The organism is Streptosporangium sp. NPDC023963 (assembly GCF_040639135.1).
Classification (GTDB): domain Bacteria; phylum Actinomycetota; class Actinomycetes; order Streptosporangiales; family Streptosporangiaceae; genus Streptosporangium.
The window spans coordinates 300,046-319,076 of record NZ_JBEZZK010000005.1; the positions used below are offsets into that span (position 1 = coordinate 300,046).

Sequence of the window (19,031 nt, forward strand, 5' to 3'; positions counted from 1 at the left end):
CGGTGCGAACGGCCGGCGCGCCCATTTCCTGGGGGGTCTGCGAGGTCCCCGGCTGGGGGCGGCAACTGGATCGTTCCCAGGTGCTCGCGGAGATGAGGGAGCTGGGCCTGACGGCCACCGAGCTCGGCCCCGAGGGGTTCCTGCCGCCCTCGCCGACGCGCTGCCGCTCCCTCCTCGCGGAGTACGGGCTGCGGGCGGTGGGCGGGTTCGTCCCCGTCGTCCTGCACGAGGCCGACCACGACCCGCTCCCGGTCGTCCGGGCCGCGATGCGCGCCTTCATGGACGGCGAGGTGGACATGGTCGTGCTGGCCGCCTCCACCGGAGGTGAGAGCTACGACGCCAGGCCGGAGCTGGACGCGGCCGCCTGGAAGATCCTCATGGGCAACCTGCGCCGGATTTTGAAGAACGCCAAGGAGTTCGGCAGGACCGTCACCCTGCACCCGCACATCGGGACCGTGGTGGAGAACCGGGAGGAGGTCCAGCGGGTGCTCGACGGCAGCGCGATGCCGCTCTGCCTCGACACCGGCCACCTCCTCGCGGGCGGCACCGACCCCGCGGAGCTGGTCTCCCACGCCGCGGAGCGGATCGCGCACGTCCACCTCAAGGACGTGGACGCCGCCATGGCCGGGCGGGTCAGGGCGGGCGAGCTGACCTACACCCGGGCGGTGAAGGACGGCCTCTACCGCCCGCTGGGCCGGGGCGACGTGGACCTCCCCGCCATCGTCGGCGGCCTGACCGGGGCCGGGTACGACGGCTGGTACGTCCTGGAGCAGGACGTCGTGCTCGGTCCCGCCGACGGCGACCCCGGCGCTCCCGGCGCTCCCGGTGCTCCCGGGGGTTCCGGCGACCCCAAGGAGAACGTCCGCGAGAGCCTGGCGTACCTGAGGAAGCTCACCGGCGACGAGACCGGGCCGTCCGGAGGCGGCGGGGGCGGCGGTGCGGCCGGGATCGGCGGGGTGTCCCCCGGTGAGCCGCCCGGCGGGGGACGCGCATGATCGAGGTGCTGGCCATGGGGCGGGCCGGGGTCGACATCTACCCGCTGCAGGTGGGGGTGTCGCTGCGCGAGGTCGAGACCTTCGGCAAGTATCTGGGCGGCAGCCCCACCAACGTGGCCGTGGCCGCCGCCCGGCTGGGCCGCTCCAGCGCGGTGATCACCAGGACCGGGGACGACCCGTTCGGGCTCTTCGTGCACGACGCGCTGCGCGAGTACGGGGTCGACGACGGCTACGTCACCCCGGTCGCGCACCTGCCCACCCCGGTGACGTTCTGCGAGATCCGGCCGCCGGACGACTTCCCCCTCTACTTCTACCGCTTCCCCAAGGCCCCCGACCTGGAGATCTTCCCCGAGGAGCTGGATCTGGAGGCCGTCGCGGGAGCCCGGCTGTTCTGGGCGACCGTCACCGGGCTGTCCCAGGAGCCCTCCCGGAGCGCGCACCTCGCGGCCTGGCGGGCCAGGGGACGCGTGCCGCACACCGTGCTGGACCTCGACTACCGCCCGATGTTCTGGTCCGGCGCGGAGGAGGCCCGCGAGCAGGTGCACGAGGCCCTGCGCCACGTCACGGTGGCGGTGGGGAACCAGGACGAGGCCGAGGTGGCGACCGGCACCCGCGAGCCGCACGATGCGGCCGCGGCGCTGCTGGCGGCGGGCGTCGAGCTCGCGATCGTGAAGCGGGGGGCGGGCGGGGTGCTCGGCATGACCGCGGGCGAGACGGTGGAGGTGCCGCCGGTGCCGGTGGAGGTGGTCAACGGTCTCGGCGCGGGAGACGCCTTCGGCGGTGCCCTCTGCCACGGTCTCCTCGAACGCTGGCCCCTGGAGACCACGCTGCGGTTCGCCAACGCGGCCGGGTCCATCGTCGCGGGACGGCTGGCCTGCGCCCCGGCCATGCCACGGATCGACGAGGTGATGGACGTGCTCGGCGCGAGCGGTGGCGGTCGGGCGGAGGCGGGAGGCGCATGAACGAGCAGGAGCACCGGGCGCTCATCGACACGCGGGCGCGGTTTCCCGGGCGGATCGCCGAGGCGGCGCGGGCGCGGCGGCGCGGAGGGCCGCTGGAGGAACGCGACCGGCTCCTGATCATCGCCGCCGACCACACGGCCAGGGGGGTCGTCGGCGTCGGAGGCCGTCCCGGGGCGATGGAGAGCCGCGTTGAGCTGCTGGACCGGCTGTGCGTGGCGCTGGCCAGGCCCGGCGTGGACGGCGTGCTCGGCACCCCCGACATCGTCGAGGACCTCCTGCTGCTCGGCGCGCTGGAGGGCAAGGTCGTGATCGGGTCGATGAACCGGGGCGGCCTGCACGGGTCGGCCTTCGAGTTCGACGACCGCTTCACCGCCTACGACACCTCCTCGATCGTCCGGATGGGTCTGGACGGCGGCAAGATGCTCTGCCGGATCGGCATGGACGACCCCACCACCGCCCGCACCCTGGAATCGTGCGGCCGGGCCGTCACCGAGCTGGCCTCGCACGGCCTGGTCGCGATGGTCGAGCCGTTCTGGTCCCGGCGGGCGGGGGACGGCGCGATCACCCACGACCTGTCGCCCGAGGGGGTCATCCGGTCCATGCACGTCGCCCAGGGGCTCGGCGCGACCTCCGCGTACACCTGGCTCAAGATCCCGGTCGTGGACGGCATGGAACGGGTGATGCGGGCCACCACGCTGCCGACGCTGCTCCTGGGGGGCGATCCGGGCGGCGCGCCGGAGCTCACCTACGCGGCCTGGCGCGAGGCTCTGCGACTTCCCGGCGTGCGGGGTCTGGTGGTGGGCCGCGCGTTGCTGTATCCCTCCGATGACGACGTGGCCGCGGCCGTCGACACCGCCGCGGCGATGCTGGAGGTGACATGAACGGGAGACCGGGCCGGAACCGCGACGGCGAGGGCACGCACGGGAGACCGGATCGGGGCGGCGACGGCGGGGAGCGGCCATGACCTTCATCCCCGCGGGAAGCACCGCGCTGGCGCCGTGGGCGCTGTCGATCACCCCGGAGGCGGCCGGGTGGACGTACGCGGGGCTCCGCGTGCTCTGCCTGTCCGGCGAGGGTGTGGAGTTCGGCACCGGTGACGAGGAGATGCTGGTCCTGCCGCTGTCGGGCACGTGCGTGGTCGAGTGCGACGGGGAGCGGCTCACGCTGGACGGCAGGACCTCGGTCTTCCACGCGGTCACCGACTTCGCGTACCTGCCCGTCGGCGCGACCGCGCGGATCACCGGCGAGGGCCGCTTCGCCCTCCCCGCCGCCCGCGCGACCAGACGTCTTCCCGTACGGTACGGCCCCGCGCGGGCGGTCCCCGTCGAGGTGCGCGGGACGGGGTCGGCCAGCCGCCAGGTCAACAACTTCTGCGCCCCCGACGCCTTCGACTGCGACAAACTCGTCGCGGTGGAGGTGCTGACCCCCGGCGGCAACTGGTCGTCGTACCCGCCGCACAAGCACGACACGGCCTCCGAGCACGAGGCCGTGCTGGAGGAGATCTACTACTTCGAGGGCGGCCCCGGCTACCAGCGGGTGTACGGCACCCACGACACCCTGGCCGAGGTGGCCGCCGGAGACGTGGTGCTCGTGCCCAGCGGCTACCACGGCCCGTCGATGGCGGCCCCCGGCTACGACCTCTACTACCTGAACGTGCTGGCCGGGCCCGCGCCCGAGCGGTCGATGGCCTTCTGCGACGACCCCCGGCACGCCTGGATCCGCGCCTCGTGGGCACAGCAGCCGATCGACCCGAGGCTTCCGATGACAAAGGCCTTGTAAGGCCCTCTGAGGGGTTGCGATGAGACTCACCGTGGCACAGGCGCTCCTGCGGTTCCTCGCGAACCAGTGGTCGGAGCGCGACGGAGTGGAACACCGGCTGGTGGCCGGATGCCTGGGCATCTTCGGCCACGGCAACGTCGCCGGGATCGGGCAGGCCCTGGCCGAGCGGGGGGCGGGTACGGACGGCGACCTCCCGTACTACCTGGCGCGCAACGAGCAGGCCATGGTGCACACCGCCGTCGGCTACGCGCGGGCCCGCAACCGGCTGTCCGCCTTCGCCTGCACCTCCTCGATCGGCCCCGGCGCCACCAACATGGTCACCGGGGCGGCGCTGGCCACGATCAACCGGATCCCGGTGCTGCTGCTGCCCGGCGACGTCTTCGCCACCCGCGCCGCCGACCCGGTCCTGCAGCAGCTGGAGGACCCCCGCTTCCCCGACGTGACCGTCAACGACGCGCTGCGTCCCGTCTCCCGGTTCTTCGACAGGATCAACCGGCCCGAGCAGCTCCTCGCGGCCCTTCCGGCCGCGATGCGGGTGCTGGCCGACCCGGCCGAGACGGGCGCGGTCACCCTGGCGCTGCCGCAGGACGTGCAGACGGAGGCGTACGACTGGCCGGAGGAGCTGTTCGCCCGCCGGGTGTGGCACGTGGCGCGTCCCGTCCCCGAACCCGCCGCGCTGGCGCGGGCGGCCGAGCTGGTCAGGCGGTCGCGGCGGCCGTTGATCGTGGCGGGGGGCGGGGTGGTCTACAGCGAGGCGTGGGAGACGCTGGCCGCGTTCGCCGCCGACCACGGCGTCCCGGTGGGGGAGACCCAGGCGGGCAAGGGGACGCTGCCGTACGACCACCCCTGCGCGGTCGGCGCGATCGGGCACACCGGCACCGCCGCCGCCAACGACCTGGCCCGCGACGCCGACCTGGTCATCGGGGTCGGCACCCGCTACACCGACTTCACCACCGCCTCCCGCACCCTGTTCGGCGAGGCCGCGTTCCTCAACGTCAACGTCGCGGCCTTCGACGCCGCCAAGCACTCCGGCGAGATGCTCGTCGCCGACGCCCGCGAGGCACTGCGCGCCCTGGATCTCGGCGACTGGAGCGCCGACCTCGGCTGGACCGCCAGGGCGACGCGCCTGACCCACGAGTGGCAGGAGCAGGTCTCCCTGCTGACGACCGGGGACGCGCTGACCCAGCCGGTGGTGCTCGGCATGGTCAACGAGGTGGCCCGGCCCTCGGACGTGGTGGTCAACGCGGCCGGGTCGATGCCCGGCGACCTGCACAAGCTGTGGCGCGCGAGCGACCCGAAGTCCTACCACGTCGAGTACGGCTACTCCTGCATGGGCTACGAGATCGCCGGAGGGCTCGGGGTGAAGCTGGCCGCGCCCGAGCGCGAGGTGTTCGTGCTGGTCGGCGACGGGTCCTACCTGATGATGGCCCAGGAGATCGCCACCGCCGTGCAGGAGGGCGTCAAGCTCGTCGTCGTGCTCGTCGACAACCGGGGCTTCGCCTCCATCGGCGGGCTGTCGGAGGCGGTCGGCGCGGGGCGCCTGGGCACCGCCTACCGGATGCGCGGGGCCGGGGGCGCGCTGGACGGGGCCCTGCTCCCGGTCGACCTGGCCGCCAACGCGGCCAGCCTGGGCGCCGACGTGATCCGCGCCGACGGCCCCGAGTCCCTGCGGGTGGCGCTCACCAAGGCGAGGGAGGCCGTCGGCACCACCGTCGTGTACGTCGAGACGGTGCCGGGTCCCGCTCCGCAGACCACGGCCTGGTGGGACGTCCCGGTGGCGGAGGTGTCGGGGCTGCCGGAGGCGCGGCGGGCCCGCGCCGCCTACGAGCAGGCCAAACGGGACCAGCGCACCTACCTGTGAGGTCCTCCCGCGACCGGGGCCGTGGCCGTGCGGCGGGTTCCGGCACCCGCGGGGTCCCCGGGGTCCCCGGGGTCCCCGGGGTCACGGGGGTCACGGCCGTGCGGCTGGTTCCGGGTCCGGCTGGAAGCCCCTGGCGAGGAACACGATCAGTACCACCAGGACGGCGGCGGGCACGAAGGCCACCCGGATGTCCACCGTGTCGTTGAGCGTCCCGACCACGGCGACGCCGACGAGGACGCCGACGTAGTTGAACATGTTGACCCGCGCGATCGCGGTCTCCGCCCCGGCACCCAACCGGCCCGCGGCCGAGAACGACTGCGGGGCGATGACGGACAGGCCGACGCCGATCAGGCCGAACGACACGACCGCCACCGCGACGCCGGGCGCCACGACGACCCCCAGCGTGCCCACGGCCGCGATCACCGCGCCCGCCCGGACCACCGGCGCGGGCCCGTACCTGCGGACGGCGAGATCGCCGGGGACCCGGGCCAGGAGCATGGTCGCCTGGTAGACGAGGTAGGCGAACGGCACCAGCCAGCCGCTCGCCGCCAGCGCCTTCTCCATGTAGACCGTGCTGTAGCTGGAGACCGCCGCGTCGCCGACGTACAGGAACGCCATCGCCAGGCAGAGCGGGATGATCGGCCGCCACGGCACCTTGACCGCCGCGGGCGCGGCCCGCTCGGCGGACCTCTCCTCCTCCCGCCCGTAGAGGCGGGGAAGCACGATCACCGAGATCAGCGCGCCGATCAGCACCGGGACGGAGAAGGACCAGCGCAGTTCCACGCCGAGCTCGCTGAAGGCGGAGGTGAACCCGGCCCCCAGCATCGAGCCGACGCTCCACACGGCGTGGAAGCCGGTCAGCACGCTCATGCCGTACCGGCGCTCGACCGCGACCGCCTGCATGTTCATCGCCGCGTCCACCGCGCCGAGGAACAGGCCGAACATCGCGCTGAGCGCGTAGAGGCCGATGAGCTGGTCGTTCCAGCCGGACAGGATCACCGCGGTGCAGACGCCGACCTGGGAGATCCGCAGGACCGGGGCGCTGCCGTACCGGCTCGCCAGGGGGCCCGCGACCGCGCTGCCGACCCCGGCGATCACCGGTACGAGCAGCAGGACCAGGTTGAGGTCGCCGTCGCTGAGCGCGAACTTGTGCTGGAGGTCGACCACATGGGTGAGCAGGGTGGCGAGGCAGAGGCCCTGGACGAAGAAGGCCGCCCAGGTCGCCACGCGCGCCTGCCGGTCACGTGGGGTCGGCATGACGACCTCCGGGGGGAACGTGAGGGGGATTCAAGTTCCCGTCAGGTTATGGGCGGGTCACCCGGGGGTCAATGGCCGGTCACCTGCCGGTGGAACCGGCAGGTGACCGGTAGGCGACCGACGCTGCCGGGGGCCGGGGGAACCGGACGGGGCGCTCGAAGGTGAGGGGCCGAAGTCCGCTGTGCCGGGGATCGGGGCGACCGGAAATCCCGCCGGTGAAAGGGCCCGCGGTGCCGCGGGCACGGCCTTCCGGGGCACGCCGGCGCTCTCTCGTCGCTGCCGGAGCCCCGGCAGGGATTATGGTCGAGGGGTGGAGAGTCCCCGTCCCCCCGCCGTCCGCCGTTACGCCCCCGAGCCACGCCCCGCCGATCTGAGGGCCGGGGACACCGACCGCGAGAGGGTGGCCGCCGTGCTGGGCGACGCGCTCGCCGACGGGCGCCTCGACCACGAGGAGCACGACGAGCGCACCGAGGCCCTCTACCGCGCCCGCACGCTGGGAGAGCTCTCCGCGCTCACCGCCGACCTGCTGCCGCCCGAGGCGCAGCCGCTCCGCACCGACGTCCGCCCGGTGACGGCGTTCTTCGGCTCCGAGGAGCGCTCGGGCCGCTGGGTCGTGCCGACCCGGTTCACGGCCACCGCGATCTGCGCCAACGTCAAGCTCGACCTGTGTGACGCGCTGCTCCAGTCCAGCCACGTGACCCTGCACGTCACCGTGATGGGCGGCACCCTCACCCTGATCGTCCCCGAGGGCGTGCGGATCGAGATGCCCGCCTCGGCGTTCATGGGCGGGAAGAAGAACCAGGTCCCGGCCTCGCCCGACGGGCCGGTCATCGAGATCACCGGTGTCGTCACGCTCGGGAGCATCGTGGCCAAGTCTCCCAAGCGTCCTCGCCGCTCCTGGTTCCGCCGCTGACGCCGTTTCCCGGCGTCACCGATCCCCCGGCGAGGGCTCTTCGCCGAGAACCCCCGCCCGGGGCCGTTCCCCGGCCGGCGCCGGTGCCGGCTCTGGTCCGGGCTCCGGTGCCGCCGCTCAGCTGGCGCTGTCGAAGTTGATCGCGCTGTAGGCCCGCAGCTTCCAGAGCTGGTGCTCGCTCTCGATCTTCCGTATCGTCCCCGAACGGCCGCGCATGACCAGGGAGTTGGTGATGGCCCGGCCCGCGCGGTAGCGGACGCCCTGCATCAGCTCGCCGTCGGTGATCCCGGTGGCCGCGAAGAACACGTCGTCGGACCTGACCAGGTCGTCGGTGCTCAGCGTGGCGTCGAGGTCGAGACCCGCGTCCAGCGCCCTGCGGCGCTCGGCGTCGTCCTGCGGCCAGAGCCTGCCCTGGATGACGCCGCCCAGGCACTTGAGCGCGCACGCGGCGATGATGCCCTCCGGGGTGCCGCCGATGCCGAGCATCAGGTCGACGCCCGTGCCCACCCGGGCCGCCATGATCGCACCGGCCACGTCGCCGTCGGTGATGAGCCTGATCCGGGCGCCGGTCTCCCGGATCTCACGGATGATCTTTTCGTGGCGGGGCCGGTCGAGGACGACCACGGTCACGTCCGAGGGCTCGCCGCCCTTGGCGCGGGCCACCGCGGCGATGTTGTCGGCCACCGGGGCGTTGATGTCGACCGACGAGGCGGCCTCGGGGCCGGTGACCAGCTTGTCCATGTAGAAGACGGCCGACGGGTCGTACATCGAGCCGCGCTCGCTGACCGCGATCACCGAGATGCCGTTGGGCATGCCGAGCGCGGTGAGCCGGGTGCCGTCGATCGGGTCCACGGCCACGTCGCACGCCGCGCCGCTGCCGTCGCCCACGTGCTCGCCGTTGTAGAGCATCGGCGCGTTGTCCTTCTCACCCTCGCCGATCACCACCACGCCGCTCATGGACACCGTGTTGATCAGCTGGCGCATGGCGTTCACCGCGGCGCCGTCGGCGCCGTTCTTGTCACCCCGCCCGACCCAGCGGGCACCGGCCATCGCGGCCGCCTCCGTGACCCGGACCAGTTCCAGAGCGAGGTTGCGATCGGGTGCGTGTTCTCCCGCGGCGAGGGCGTCGGGAACGGACGTCTCATCGGACATGGTGGGAAACCCCTCTCGTGGTCAATGCAACGATCGTAGTTGGCACCCCTCTGACCGGTCGGCGGAGGATAATGTGCCCACCATGAGCAGCGACACGGAACGACTGGTGAAAGGCGTGGGTGCGCGGACCTCCGAGCGAGGTGCCGCCACGCGCGTCGCGCTCCTGTCCGCCGCGAGGGAGATCTTCGTCACGAGCGGTTTCGCCGAGACCGGGGTCACCGACGTGGTCGCCCGCGCGGGAGCGAGTGTCGGAAGTCTTTACCATCATTTCTCCGGAAAAGCCGACCTCTATCTCACCCTTTTCGAGGAGTTCCAGACCCGTCAGACCCAGCGGACCAAGCAGGCGGTCCAGGACTCCAGGGCCGACGGTGAGAGCGACCCGATGCGGCTGTTCATCGCCGGGGCCCGCGCCTACCTGGAGGGCTGCCTGACCGAGCGGGAGATCTCCGCGCTGTTCCTGCGCGGGGACGGGCCTCCGGGGTTCGAGCTCATCATGCGCGACCGGCTCCGGCAGTGGGCCAAGCGCAACGCGGCCCTGTTCGAGGGCGACGAGGGAGCACTGGTCGTGGTCCTCACCGGCGCGCTCGCCGCCGCGGTCTCCGAGGTCGCCCTGTCCGACGACGAGGACGCCTCCCGGGTCCTGGTCGAGGACGTGCTGACCATCATCGCCCAGATCCGCCGCCCCTGAGGCCGGACCGCCCTCCCGAACGGATAGTGTCGACAGTCGTGCAAAAGTTCACTCAGGGCTTCTACGGCTACGTGTTCGCAATGGCGGTCTGCCTGGGCGCCGTCGGCCTGTTCCTGCTGGTCACGCCGCAGAGCAGAACCGAGCACATCCCCAGGGTCGACTACTCGATCGCCCTGGCCGACCTGCGCCGCACGGCGCCCTTCCAGGTGTGGGCACCCGAGCCCGTCGCCGCCGGATGGGTCCCGAACAGCTCCCGGAACACGAACGTCAACGGCGTCACGACCTGGAGGCTCGGCTTCGCCACCGCGAAGCGCTTCCACGCGATGCTCGCCCAGAGCAACGAGAAGCCCGCGGCCGGGTTCGCCAACCGGCTCTCCAACACCTCCACGGTCACCGGCACCGTCCAGATCAACGGTGTGACCTGGGAGCAGCGCGTCCGCGAGGACAAGAACCAGCGTTCCCTCGTCCGGCTCCTGCCGGACGTCACGATCGTCGTCACCGGCACCGCCCCGTGGGACGAGCTGTCCGCCCTGGCCGGATCCCTCAAGCAGCAGCCGAAAGTCACCTCCTGAGGCCCGTTTCCCCGAAGGTCGGGGATCGCGCTCACCCCGGACCCGTGCGGGGGCGGGGAAAAAGAGGGCGACCCGACCGGCGGTTACGCTGATCGGGTGTCCGATCTTTGCGGGAGCCGAGCGGAAGTGCGTCCGTGATGTCCTTCACCCCCGACACGCGCGGCCGGAGCGCGGGCCCGGCCATGGCGGCCCGGATCCCGCCACGCGCGGGCGGGAGCCGGTCATGGGCGTGACCGAGGAGCGGCTGGAGCGGTTCGAGGCCAACCGCGGGCGCCTGTTCGGGGTGGCCTACCGGCTGCTCGGGGAGGCCTCAGGGGCCGAGGACGTGGTGCAGGACGCCTACCTGCGCTGGGAGCGCGGCGACACGGCGGTCTCGCCGGAGGCGTGGCTGACCAAGGTGGTCACCAACCTGTGCCTGGACCGGCTCACCTCGGCGCGGGCGCGACGGGAGCGCTATGTCGGGACGTGGCTGCCCGAGCCGGTCGTCACCGGCGGCGGCGCGCTCGGCCCGCTGGAGACGGTGGAGCAGCGGGAGTCGCTGTCGCTGGGGATGCTGGTGCTGCTGGAGCGGCTCACCCCGCCGGAGCGGGCGGTGTTCGTGCTGCGTGAGGCGTTCGGTCACAGCCACCGCGAGGTCGCGGAGATCCTGGAGGTGAGCGAGCCGCACGCACGGCAGCTGTACCGCCGGGCGCAGCGGCATGTCGCCGAGGCGCGCACGCGGTTCACCGCCCCGCCCGGGCAGCACCGGAAACTCCTGGAGCGGTTCTTGGAGGCCACGCTGGCCGGCGACGTGCCGGCGCTGGAGCGGATGCTGGCCGAGGACGTCGTCGCCTGGGCCGACGGTGGCGGCAAGGCGCGAGCGGTGCGGCGTCCGCTGGTCGGCCGGGAGCAGGTCCTGCGTTACCTGCGCGTCCTCGCCGAGTACGCGCAGCGCATCCGCCTCGTACCGGAGGTGGTGAACGGGGAGCTCGCCCTCATGGTGTACCTGGACGGCCGGTTGTCCGGAGTCACCGCCCTCGAGTTCGACGGCGACCGCGTCATCGCCCTCCGTACCATCGCCAACCCAGACAAGCTCGCCTTCATCGCGAAGCAAAAGATGTAGTCATTTATCGGGTCGAGGTGTCACGAATCGCCGCCGTATCCCGTTCATCCAGCGTCGAACGACGGATGGAGAACGCTCATGACGACGACACCGAACATCGCGGTCCTGGGCGCCGGATACACCGGCGTCACGACCGCAAAGCTGCTCGCCAGGCGCACCGGCGCGAACGTCACGATCGTCAACGACCGTGACCGGTTCGTGGAGCGGATGCGCAACCACCAGCTCGCCTCCGGCCGGAGGGTGCGCCACATGCCACTGCGCGGGCTGTTCGAGGGCACCGGCGTCCGGCTGATCGTCGACCGGGTCACGCGCGTCGACACGGAGGGCAGGCGGGTGGAACTGGCCGGTGGCGCCGAGCCGGTCGGCTACGACCTGCTGGTGTACGCGCTGGGCAGCCGCGCCGACCTGGACACCGTCCCCGGGGTGGCCGAGCACGCCTACACCGTCGCCGGCGGGGAGCAGGCCGAGCGGCTGCGCGACCGGATGCGCACCGCCGACACGGTCGCCGTGATCGGCGCCGGACCGACCGGTCTGGAGACGGCCGCCGCGCTGGCCGAGACCTACCCCGACCGCACGGTACGGCTGGTCACCGGCGGAGCGCTGGGCCAGGAGCTGTCCGAGCAGGGCCGTGACTACCTGCACCGCGCTCTGGGTCGCCTCGGCGTCCAGGTGTGGGAGCACGCCAGGGTCGCCAAAACGCGGCCGCCGACGCGGCCGGACAGAAGGCGGACGGCAACCGGCCGGCACCCGGCCGACAACGCCTCCGACGACGCCGAACACGAGGGGACCGGTGGTGCGGCCGCGCTCGGACCGGGCCGCTCAGAAGGGGGCGTCTCCGGCGGGATCGGGCTGCCGCCGCTGCGCCATGGCCGCCGCGAGCTTCACCCTGGCCCCCTGGAGCCACTCCTCGCAGACCGCGGCCAGCCTCTCGCCGCGCTCCCAGAGCTCGATCGACTGTTCCAGGGTGAGCCCGCCCGCCTCGAGGCTGCGGACCACCTCGGTCAGCTCCTCGCGCGCCTGCTCGTACGACGGTGTCTTCTCATCGGCCACGCACCCCACCTTAGGTCGTGTCCCGGAGATCTTCAGCCCGTGACCGTCCGCCCGGCGTGGTCCCGGCGCGCTCTCACCGGTGAGGTCAGACCGGCGGCCCCTCGCCGTACCGCCCGCGGCCCCGCCACGGGTGGTCCACCGGCGCCTCCCCGGCTGCTCAACCGCGGCGTACGGCTGGGACAATTCCCGGGTGAACGTTCGCGACGCGACCCCGCAGGACATCCCCGAGCTGGTGCGTCTCCGTGAGGTCCTGGCCGACCGGATGGCCCAGGACGGCACCTACCCGATCGACGAGGAGTGGCAGGGAGCCTACGCGGAGAGCCTCGAGGAGCGGCTGGGCAGTTCCGACACGGCCGTCTACGTGGTGGACGCCCCCGGAGGACTGGCGGCCTGCGGGATCGGCCTCATCTTCCAGCGCTTTCCCGGCCCCTCCCTGCCCGACGGCCGCTACGGCTACGTCCAGGGCATGGCCACCGACCCCCGGCACCGGCGCCGGGGTCACGGCCGGGCGATCATGGGAGCCCTCCTGGACTGGTACCGAGACAGCGGGGTCCACAGGGTCGACCTGCACGCGACCTCCGACGCCGAGCCCCTCTACCGGCAGTTCGGCTTCGTCGACGACGGCTACCCCTCGCTCACGTGGCGGTCTCGCTCCTGACCGTCACCCGGTCGTCGGGGAAGCGCACCGTCAGCTCGTCACCGGGGGAGACCTCGCTCGCGAGACGTACGACATCGCCCGAGGGACGCTGCACGATCGCGTAGCCGCGCTCCAGCGTGGCGGCGGGGGACAGCGAGACCAGGCGGGCGCGCAGGTGCTCCAGCGAGTCCTGGGCGCGGTCCAGGGAGGCGGTGAGGGAGCGTCTCGCCCGGTCCCTGAGCTGCTCGGCCTGCTCGGCCCTGCGTTCGACCTCGCGCACCGGGTCGGCGAGAGAGGGCCGGGAGCGGGCCGCCGCCAGCCAGGCCGTCTCACGGTCGAGCCAGCCGCCCGCCACCCTGCGGCCCCGGTCGCGGAGCTGGCGGATCAGCGTCATCTGCTCGCCGACGTCCGGCACGACCTTCTTCGCCGCGTCCGTCGGCGTGGACGCGCGCACGTCGGCGACGAGGTCGAGCAGCGGATTGTCCTGCTCGTGACCGATCGCGCTGACCACGGGCGTGCGGCACGCCGCGACCGCCCGGACGAGGGACTCGTCCGAGAAGGGCAGCAGGTCCTCCATCGACCCGCCGCCGCGCGCGACCACGATGACGTCGACCTCGCCGTCCGCGTCGAACTTGCGCAGCGCCTCGGTGACCTCGCCGACCGCGTACGGCCCCTGCACGGCCACCGGCTCGACCTTGAACCGCACGGCGGGCCAGCGGCGCCGCGAGTTCTCCAGCACGTCGCGCTCGGCGGCCGAGTCACGACCGCAGATCAGCCCGACCGTGCCCGGCAGGAACGGCAGCCGCCGCTTCCTGTCGACACCGAAGAGTCCTTCGGACGCGAGCAGCTGGCGCAGCCGCTCCAGCCGCGCCAGCAGCTCGCCGACCCCGACCGGCCGCAACTCCAGCGCGGTGAACGCGAAGGAACCCTTGTTGACCCAGAAGTCGGGCTTCAGGTGGGCCACGATCCTCGCGCCGTCCACCGGCCGGGGGAGGGTCGCCTCGTACACGCCCCGCGGACAGGTGACCCGGGCCGACACGTTGGCCACCGGGTCGCGCAACGTCAGGAACACCGTGCCGCCGCGGGCGGTCAGCTCGGTGATCTGCCCCTCGACCCAGACGGTGCCGAGCTTGCCGATCCAGCCGCCGACCATCTGCAACACCGTGCGAACCGGGAGGGGCTGCTCAGGGGTGGTCTTCGAGCTCATGGCCGGGAGCCTACGCGCCGGACGTGACTATTCCGCGGTCTCCAGCTTGGCCAGGCGGTTCTCGTACATCCGCACGACGGTCTCGCGGTTGGTGGTGGCCCGCTCGTAGGTGATCAGTTCCAGGATCTGCCCGGCCGTCCTGCCGCGCATCCGCGCCCGCAGGGACGCGACCGTCAACTCCGCGTAACCGGGCAGCGGCTCGGCGGGCGTGCCGGTCGTCGCCGTGGGGGAACCGGCCGCGCCGACCGCCTCGGAGGCCGCGGCCCTGGTCTGCGTCACCTCGACCACCGCGGCGTCCGCGGTCTCGGGCTTCGCGGTCTCGACCTTCGTCACCTCGACCTTCACCGCCGAGGGGGTCTCGAGCACGGCCTCCGCGGGGGCGTTCGCCGTGCTGCTCGTCAGGGCGCCGCTCTCCGCGCTCTCGGCGGCGTTCTCGGCGTTCTCGGCGTTCTCGGTGTTCTCGGTGTTCTCGGTGTTCTCGGTGTTCTCGGCCACGGTCTCCGCGGGGGCGGCCTTGGTGGTCTTGCGGGTCCTGGTCGCCTTGGCCTTCGGAGCGGTCTGGGCGGCCTCGGGCGCGATGCTCTCGGACTGCGTGGCCTCGGACTTCCCGGCCTTCGACCCCGCGGCCTTGGAACTCACGGCCTTGGAATTCACGGCCTTGGAGTCCACGGTCTCGGACGCGGCGGCCTCGGTGGCCGGAGCCTTGGCCTTGGCCCGGGTGGCCCTGGGCTTTTTGGCGGGGGTCTCGGCGACCGCGCTCGCCTCGGCGGCCTGGGGCTCCGCGGTCTCGGGCTTCGCGACGGGAGCCTTGGCCCGGGTGGTCCTGGGCTTCCTGGCGGGAGCCTTGGCCTCGGCGGCGGGTGCCTCGGGGGCGGTGGTCTCCGTGGTCTCCGTGGCCTTCGTGACCTTCGTGGTCTTCGTGGCGGCGCTCTCGGTGACCTCGAGCTCGGCGGGCTTGGTGGGCTCGGCGGCCGGGGCCTCCGCGGCCTTGGCTTCGGCGGCTTCGGCGGCCTCGGCGGTGGCGGGGGTCTCCGTGGCCTTCGCCTCCGGGGCGGCGGCTGCCTGCGCGGCCTCGGCCTTCGTGGCGGCCGGGGTCTCCGCGACGACCGGGGCTTCCGTCTCCGCGGCGGCGGGAGCCTCCGCGGCGGTGGCCTCGGCGGGCTTCGCCGCGGCGGCCTCGGCCTTCGGGGCGGTGGGCGCGTCGGTGGTTCCGGCGGTGGCCGGGGCGTCGACGGCCTCCTCGGCCCTGACCTCGGAAGCCTTGACCTCGGGAGCGGAGGGCGTCGCGGTGTCGGGCTTGGTGGGGCTGAAGATGACCGGGTCGGGGGCGGTCCTGGTCCCGTTGCTCTCGGCGGCGGGCCTGCCGGCGGCCTTCTCCGGACGCGGCGCGAAGATGACGGGCTCGCGGCGGGTGGGCTCCCCCGCCTGGTCCTTGGTCTTCTCACCGGTCTCCGCGGGCCTGTCGCCGGTCGTCCCGAAGGGCTCGTCGGTCTCGCCCTGGCCGGAGGTGCCCTTGAACCTGTTCCGGACGCGGTCGCCCAGGAGCAGGGCCTGGCCGACCCCGCTCAGCGCGCTCTGCAACATGTGCAGCGGCAGGTCTTTTGCCTTTTGTGTGACATTGCGGATCATGTCGGGGACTGACATATCGTCTCCCTGGGAGGTCTGTATCGAGAAGGCTAGTGTGGCAAGACTTGTGCCGCATGAACCTGTGGGACGTATGGGCTGTCTCGCGGGCGTGTCCACGTAGCATAAGAGCATGACTTCAGACACCCCCGCGACCCGACGCGTACTAGTGGCGAAGCCCCGTGGTTACTGCGCGGGGGTTGATCGTGCGGTGCAGGCCGTGGAGAAGGCGCTGGAGCAGTACGGCGCCCCGATCTACGTTCGTAAGCAGATCGTTCACAACACCCACGTGGTCAAGACGCTGGAGCAGCGCGGGGCGATCTTCGTCGAGGAGACCGAGGAGGTGCCCGAGGGCGCCATCGTCGTCTTCTCCGCCCACGGGGTCTCCCCGGCGGTCCACCAGGAGGCCGCCCTGCGCAGCCTCAAGACGATCGACGCCACCTGCCCCCTGGTGACCAAGGTGCACAACGAGGCCAAGCGCTTCGCCTCCCAGGACTACGACATCCTCCTCATCGGCCACGAGGGCCACGAGGAGGTCGAGGGCACCGCGGGCGAGGCGCCCGACCACGTCCAGCTCGTCGACGGCCTGCACTCGGTCGACACCGTGCGGGTCAAGGACCCCGAGCGGCTGGTCTGGCTGTCGCAGACCACGCTGTCGGTGGACGAGACGACCGAGACGGTCTCCCGGCTCAAGGAGCGCTTCCCCAACCTGATCGACCCCCCGAGCGACGACATCTGCTACGCCACCCAGAACCGCCAGGTCGCGGTCAAGGAGATCGCCGCCCAGGCCCAGCTGGTCATCGTCGTCGGTTCCGAGAACTCCTCCAACTCCAAGCGGCTGGTCGAGGTCGCCCTCGACCACGGGGCCGACGCCTCCTACCTGGTCGACGACGCCTCGCTCATCGACGACGCCTGGTTCGACGGCGTCACCACGGTCGGCGTGACGAGCGGCGCCTCGGTGCCCGAGGAGCTCGTCGCCGAGGTCCTGGCCCGCCTGGCGCGGAACGGTTTCGGGGACGTCGAGGAGGTCGAGTCCGTCCACGAGAGCGTGCGTTTCGCGCTCCCGCACGAGCTGCGCAAGGACCTGCGCGCCACGGTCTGACCACGGGTCCGGACCACGCGGCTCCGATCAGGCGCCTCCCTCGGGAGACCCCGTCAGTCACCCGAGGGAGCCCTCACCGGCGAGGCCTCACGCCCGGCCGCTACTGCCCCTCGCGCGGGGTGCCGTACACCTTGGGCTCGAAGTATCCCTCGGGCTCGGGGGCGAAGGCGGTGCCGCCGCCGTCGCCGCCGCTCCTCGGGCGGGGGACCGAGGCCTTGGTCGCCTTGAGCTCCTCGCGCAGCTCGCGGACGCAGCGGGTCAGGCCGCGGCGCCAGGCGATGACCAGCACCAGGAACGAGCCGCCGAACAGCCAGGGGGCTCCCTGCGACAACGCCGTGTACATGCCCAGGCCGAAGGCCTGGACGGGGGTGGCCGCGAACAGGGAGCGGACCGCCTCGATGAACGCGGTGGTCACGAAGAAGACCAGGGGCGGGGACACCACCAGCGACAGCAGGTCCCGGCGGTTGACGAGGGCCGCGGCGGCCACGCAACCGGCCACGAACGCCGCCCCCGTCAGCGCCGCCACTCCCAGCAGCGCCTGCAGCACGCTGCCCACCAGCGTGGACGCCAGTACGAAGGCCAGCGCGCCCCGGACGGTCAGCCGGATGCCCGTGGCCCGGTCAAGCTCACTCATGCGATCACCCCGCCGGCCGGCTGCACGCCGCCTCGCTCGTCCACCACTCGCCCCCTTGACCCTGCCCGGCCCTCGCGGACTCCCGCGTCGTCGACCCCGCTGTCTCCAGTGTCCGGCCGCCGGAGCTTTCAGGGAACAGTTTCTAGGGCAGGTCGTTGGCCAACCTACCGTTCAGGCGGGATACGAGAGGTGAGCTTGGCTCCTCTTGCGCGAGCAGTTCCGGCGAGGTCAGGGCGCGCGGCAGGTCCTCGACCGCCTGCGGCGTGTCCAGGTCGGTCTCGACCAGCCCCAGATCGTTCAGCTTGCGGGCGCTCACCAGCACCCGGGTCTCCAGCGAGCCGACCGTCCTGTTGTACGACTCCACGGCCCGGCTCAGCGAGCGGCCCAGGGCGTCGACGTTGCGCCCCATGCTGCTCAGCCGCTCGTACAGCTCCTTGCCGACCTCGAAGATCGCCCGCGCGTTCTCGCCGAGCGCGGCCTGCTGCCAGGCGTACTGCGCGGTGCGGAGCATGGTGATCAGCGTGGTGGGCGTGGCGATGTGAACCCGGCGCCGCATGGCGTACTCCAGCAGGGCGGGGTCGCGTTCCAGGGCCGGGGCGAGGAACGCCTCGCCGGGGATGAACAGCACCATGAACTCCGGCGCCGGGCTGAACGCCTGCCAGTAGGGCTTGGAGGCGAGCCGGTCGACGTGGTCGCGCACGTGCCGGGCGTGGGCGTCGAGCCGGGCCGACTGGTGGTCGGGATCGGCCGACTCGGCGGCCTCCAGATAGGCGGACAGCGAGACCTTGGAGTCGACCACGATGTTCTTGCCGCCGGCCAGCCGCACGATCATGTCGGGTCGCAGGACACCGTCCGGCGTGGTGACGCTCACCTGCTCGTCGAAGTCGCAGAACCGCTGCATCCCGGCGATCTCGGCGACCCTGCGGAGCTGGAGCTCCCCCCACCTGCCCCTGGCCTCGGGCCGCTGCAGGGCCCGTACCAGCGAGCTCGTCTGGGCGCGGAGCTGCTCGTTGCTCTCGCGGACGACGTCGATGTGCTTGGCCAGCTCGGCGTGGGCGGCCCGCTGGCCCGTCTGGGTGTCGCGCAGCTGCGTCTCGACACGGGCCAGGGTGTCCTTCAGCGGCTCGATCAGGTGTTCGACGGCCTGCTTGCGCTGCTCCAGCTCACCGGCCGCCTCGGCCCGGTTGGCGGCCAGCCTCGTCTCCGCCAGTTCCAGGAACCGCAGGTTGTTGACGTCGAGCGCCCGGCTCGACAGGGCCTGGAACCGTTCGGAGAGCTGCCCCTCGATGTAGGCGACCTTCTCTTCGGCGATCTTCGCGCGGGCCTCGGCGTCGGCCAGGCGCGCCGTGACGTCCGCGGCTCCCGAGGAGGCGCGCGCCCGGCCCAGCAGGAACCCGATCGCGAGCCCCGCGGCGAGGCCCACCGCGAGCTGGAAGGAGAGCGCCATGACATCCACCCCGGCATGATTCCAGGCTCGGCCGCTCCTGGCGTGCCGAC

The 19,031-nt window shown here is 72.6% G+C and carries 18 protein-coding genes and 1 pseudogene; 12 read left to right on the forward strand and 7 right to left on the reverse strand.

The window, feature by feature from the left end; translation table 11 throughout:
• The first annotated feature begins 80 nt into the window (after positions 1-80).
• From AB0F88_RS19020 to iolD, 5 genes are all read left to right on the forward strand, one after another.
• Positions 81-995, forward strand: coding sequence for a TIM barrel protein (locus tag AB0F88_RS19020; RefSeq protein WP_362685119.1), 915 nt, complete (start codon positions 81-83; stop codon positions 993-995).
• Positions 992-1,957, forward strand: coding sequence for a 5-dehydro-2-deoxygluconokinase (gene iolC, locus AB0F88_RS19025; protein WP_362685122.1), 966 nt, complete (start codon positions 992-994; stop codon positions 1,955-1,957). Before AB0F88_RS19020 ends, iolC begins: the two co-directional genes overlap by 4 nt.
• Positions 1,954-2,838 carry a deoxyribose-phosphate aldolase gene (locus AB0F88_RS19030; RefSeq protein ID WP_362685125.1) on the forward strand — a complete coding sequence of 295 codons (885 nt, stop codon included), beginning with the start codon at positions 1,954-1,956 and terminating at the stop codon, positions 2,836-2,838. Before iolC ends, AB0F88_RS19030 begins: the two co-directional genes overlap by 4 nt.
• A 79-nt stretch (positions 2,839-2,917) precedes the next feature.
• Positions 2,918-3,736 (forward strand): 5-deoxy-glucuronate isomerase, encoded by an 819-nt coding sequence (gene iolB / locus AB0F88_RS19035; RefSeq protein WP_362685128.1) that lies wholly within the window; start codon positions 2,918-2,920, stop codon positions 3,734-3,736.
• 19 nt (positions 3,737-3,755) lie between these two features.
• A complete protein-coding gene (gene iolD, locus AB0F88_RS19040) occupies positions 3,756-5,597 on the forward strand; it encodes a 3D-(3,5/4)-trihydroxycyclohexane-1,2-dione acylhydrolase (decyclizing) (protein WP_362685131.1) in 1,842 nt (613 codons plus the stop codon).
• A gap of 90 nt (positions 5,598-5,687) precedes the next feature.
• Here iolD and AB0F88_RS19045 read toward each other — a convergent pair whose 3' ends face one another.
• Positions 5,688-6,854 (reverse strand): MFS transporter, encoded by a 1,167-nt coding sequence (locus AB0F88_RS19045; RefSeq protein WP_362685134.1) that lies wholly within the window; start codon positions 6,852-6,854, stop codon positions 5,688-5,690.
• Positions 6,855-7,164: 310 nt separating this feature from the next.
• Here AB0F88_RS19045 and AB0F88_RS19050 point away from each other — a divergent pair, with 310 nt between their 5' ends.
• Positions 7,165-7,767 carry a DUF1707 domain-containing protein gene (locus AB0F88_RS19050; protein ID WP_362685137.1) on the forward strand — a complete coding sequence of 201 codons (603 nt, stop codon included), beginning with the start codon at positions 7,165-7,167 and terminating at the stop codon, positions 7,765-7,767.
• A 117-nt stretch (positions 7,768-7,884) separates the two neighbouring features.
• Here AB0F88_RS19050 and glpX read toward each other — a convergent pair whose 3' ends face one another.
• Positions 7,885-8,919 carry a class II fructose-bisphosphatase gene (glpX, locus tag AB0F88_RS19055; RefSeq protein ID WP_362685140.1) on the reverse strand — a complete coding sequence of 345 codons (1,035 nt, stop codon included), beginning with the start codon at positions 8,917-8,919 and terminating at the stop codon, positions 7,885-7,887.
• A gap of 82 nt (positions 8,920-9,001) precedes the next feature.
• Between glpX and AB0F88_RS19060 the strand changes: the two genes are divergently transcribed.
• From AB0F88_RS19060 to AB0F88_RS19075, 4 genes and pseudogenes are all read left to right on the forward strand, one after another.
• A complete protein-coding gene (locus AB0F88_RS19060) occupies positions 9,002-9,607 on the forward strand; it encodes a TetR/AcrR family transcriptional regulator (RefSeq protein WP_362685143.1) in 606 nt (201 codons plus the stop codon).
• A 38-nt stretch (positions 9,608-9,645) separates the two neighbouring features.
• Positions 9,646-10,179 carry a DUF4245 domain-containing protein gene (locus AB0F88_RS19065; RefSeq protein ID WP_362685146.1) on the forward strand — a complete coding sequence of 178 codons (534 nt, stop codon included), beginning with the start codon at positions 9,646-9,648 and terminating at the stop codon, positions 10,177-10,179.
• 223 nt (positions 10,180-10,402) lie between these two features.
• A complete protein-coding gene (locus tag AB0F88_RS19070; protein WP_362685149.1) occupies positions 10,403-11,281 on the forward strand; it encodes an RNA polymerase sigma-70 factor in 879 nt (292 codons plus the stop codon).
• A gap of 78 nt (positions 11,282-11,359) precedes the next feature.
• A pseudogene (locus tag AB0F88_RS19075) lies at positions 11,360-11,971 on the forward strand (FAD-dependent oxidoreductase); the annotation flags it as partial.
• 129 nt (positions 11,972-12,100) lie between these two features.
• Here the strand turns inward: AB0F88_RS19075 and AB0F88_RS19080 are convergent.
• Positions 12,101-12,331, reverse strand: coding sequence for an exodeoxyribonuclease VII small subunit (locus AB0F88_RS19080; RefSeq protein ID WP_350971911.1), 231 nt, complete (start codon positions 12,329-12,331; stop codon positions 12,101-12,103).
• 190 nt (positions 12,332-12,521) lie between these two features.
• On the opposite strand from AB0F88_RS19080, the gene AB0F88_RS19085 reads away from it, so the two are divergent.
• The gene (locus AB0F88_RS19085) at positions 12,522-12,989 is read left to right on the forward strand and encodes a GNAT family N-acetyltransferase (protein ID WP_362685152.1); all 468 of its coding nucleotides are present in this window, start codon (positions 12,522-12,524) and stop codon (positions 12,987-12,989) included.
• Here the strand turns inward: AB0F88_RS19085 and xseA are convergent.
• Together xseA and AB0F88_RS19095 are read right to left on the reverse strand one after the other, a co-directional pair.
• On the reverse strand, positions 12,967-14,175 hold the full coding sequence (gene xseA, locus AB0F88_RS19090; RefSeq protein ID WP_362685155.1) for an exodeoxyribonuclease VII large subunit: 1,209 nt from the start codon (positions 14,173-14,175) through the stop codon (positions 12,967-12,969). The genes AB0F88_RS19085 and xseA overlap by 23 nt on opposite strands.
• A 27-nt stretch (positions 14,176-14,202) precedes the next feature.
• Positions 14,203-15,819 carry a hypothetical protein gene (locus tag AB0F88_RS19095; protein ID WP_362685158.1) on the reverse strand — a complete coding sequence of 539 codons (1,617 nt, stop codon included), beginning with the start codon at positions 15,817-15,819 and terminating at the stop codon, positions 14,203-14,205.
• Between the two features lie 112 nt (positions 15,820-15,931).
• On the opposite strand from AB0F88_RS19095, the gene AB0F88_RS19100 reads away from it, so the two are divergent.
• Positions 15,932-16,900, forward strand: a complete 969-nt coding sequence (locus tag AB0F88_RS19100; RefSeq protein ID WP_362685161.1) for a 4-hydroxy-3-methylbut-2-enyl diphosphate reductase — start codon at positions 15,932-15,934, stop codon at positions 16,898-16,900.
• A 100-nt stretch (positions 16,901-17,000) separates the two neighbouring features.
• On the opposite strand, the gene AB0F88_RS19105 is transcribed toward AB0F88_RS19100, so the two are convergent.
• Both AB0F88_RS19105 and rmuC read right to left on the reverse strand, forming a co-directional pair.
• The gene (locus AB0F88_RS19105; protein ID WP_362685164.1) at positions 17,001-17,534 is read right to left on the reverse strand and encodes a DUF6542 domain-containing protein; all 534 of its coding nucleotides are present in this window, start codon (positions 17,532-17,534) and stop codon (positions 17,001-17,003) included.
• A 142-nt stretch (positions 17,535-17,676) separates the two neighbouring features.
• Positions 17,677-18,981 (reverse strand): DNA recombination protein RmuC, encoded by a 1,305-nt coding sequence (rmuC, locus tag AB0F88_RS19110; RefSeq protein ID WP_362685602.1) that lies wholly within the window; start codon positions 18,979-18,981, stop codon positions 17,677-17,679.
• Positions 18,982-19,031 lie beyond the last annotated feature (50 nt).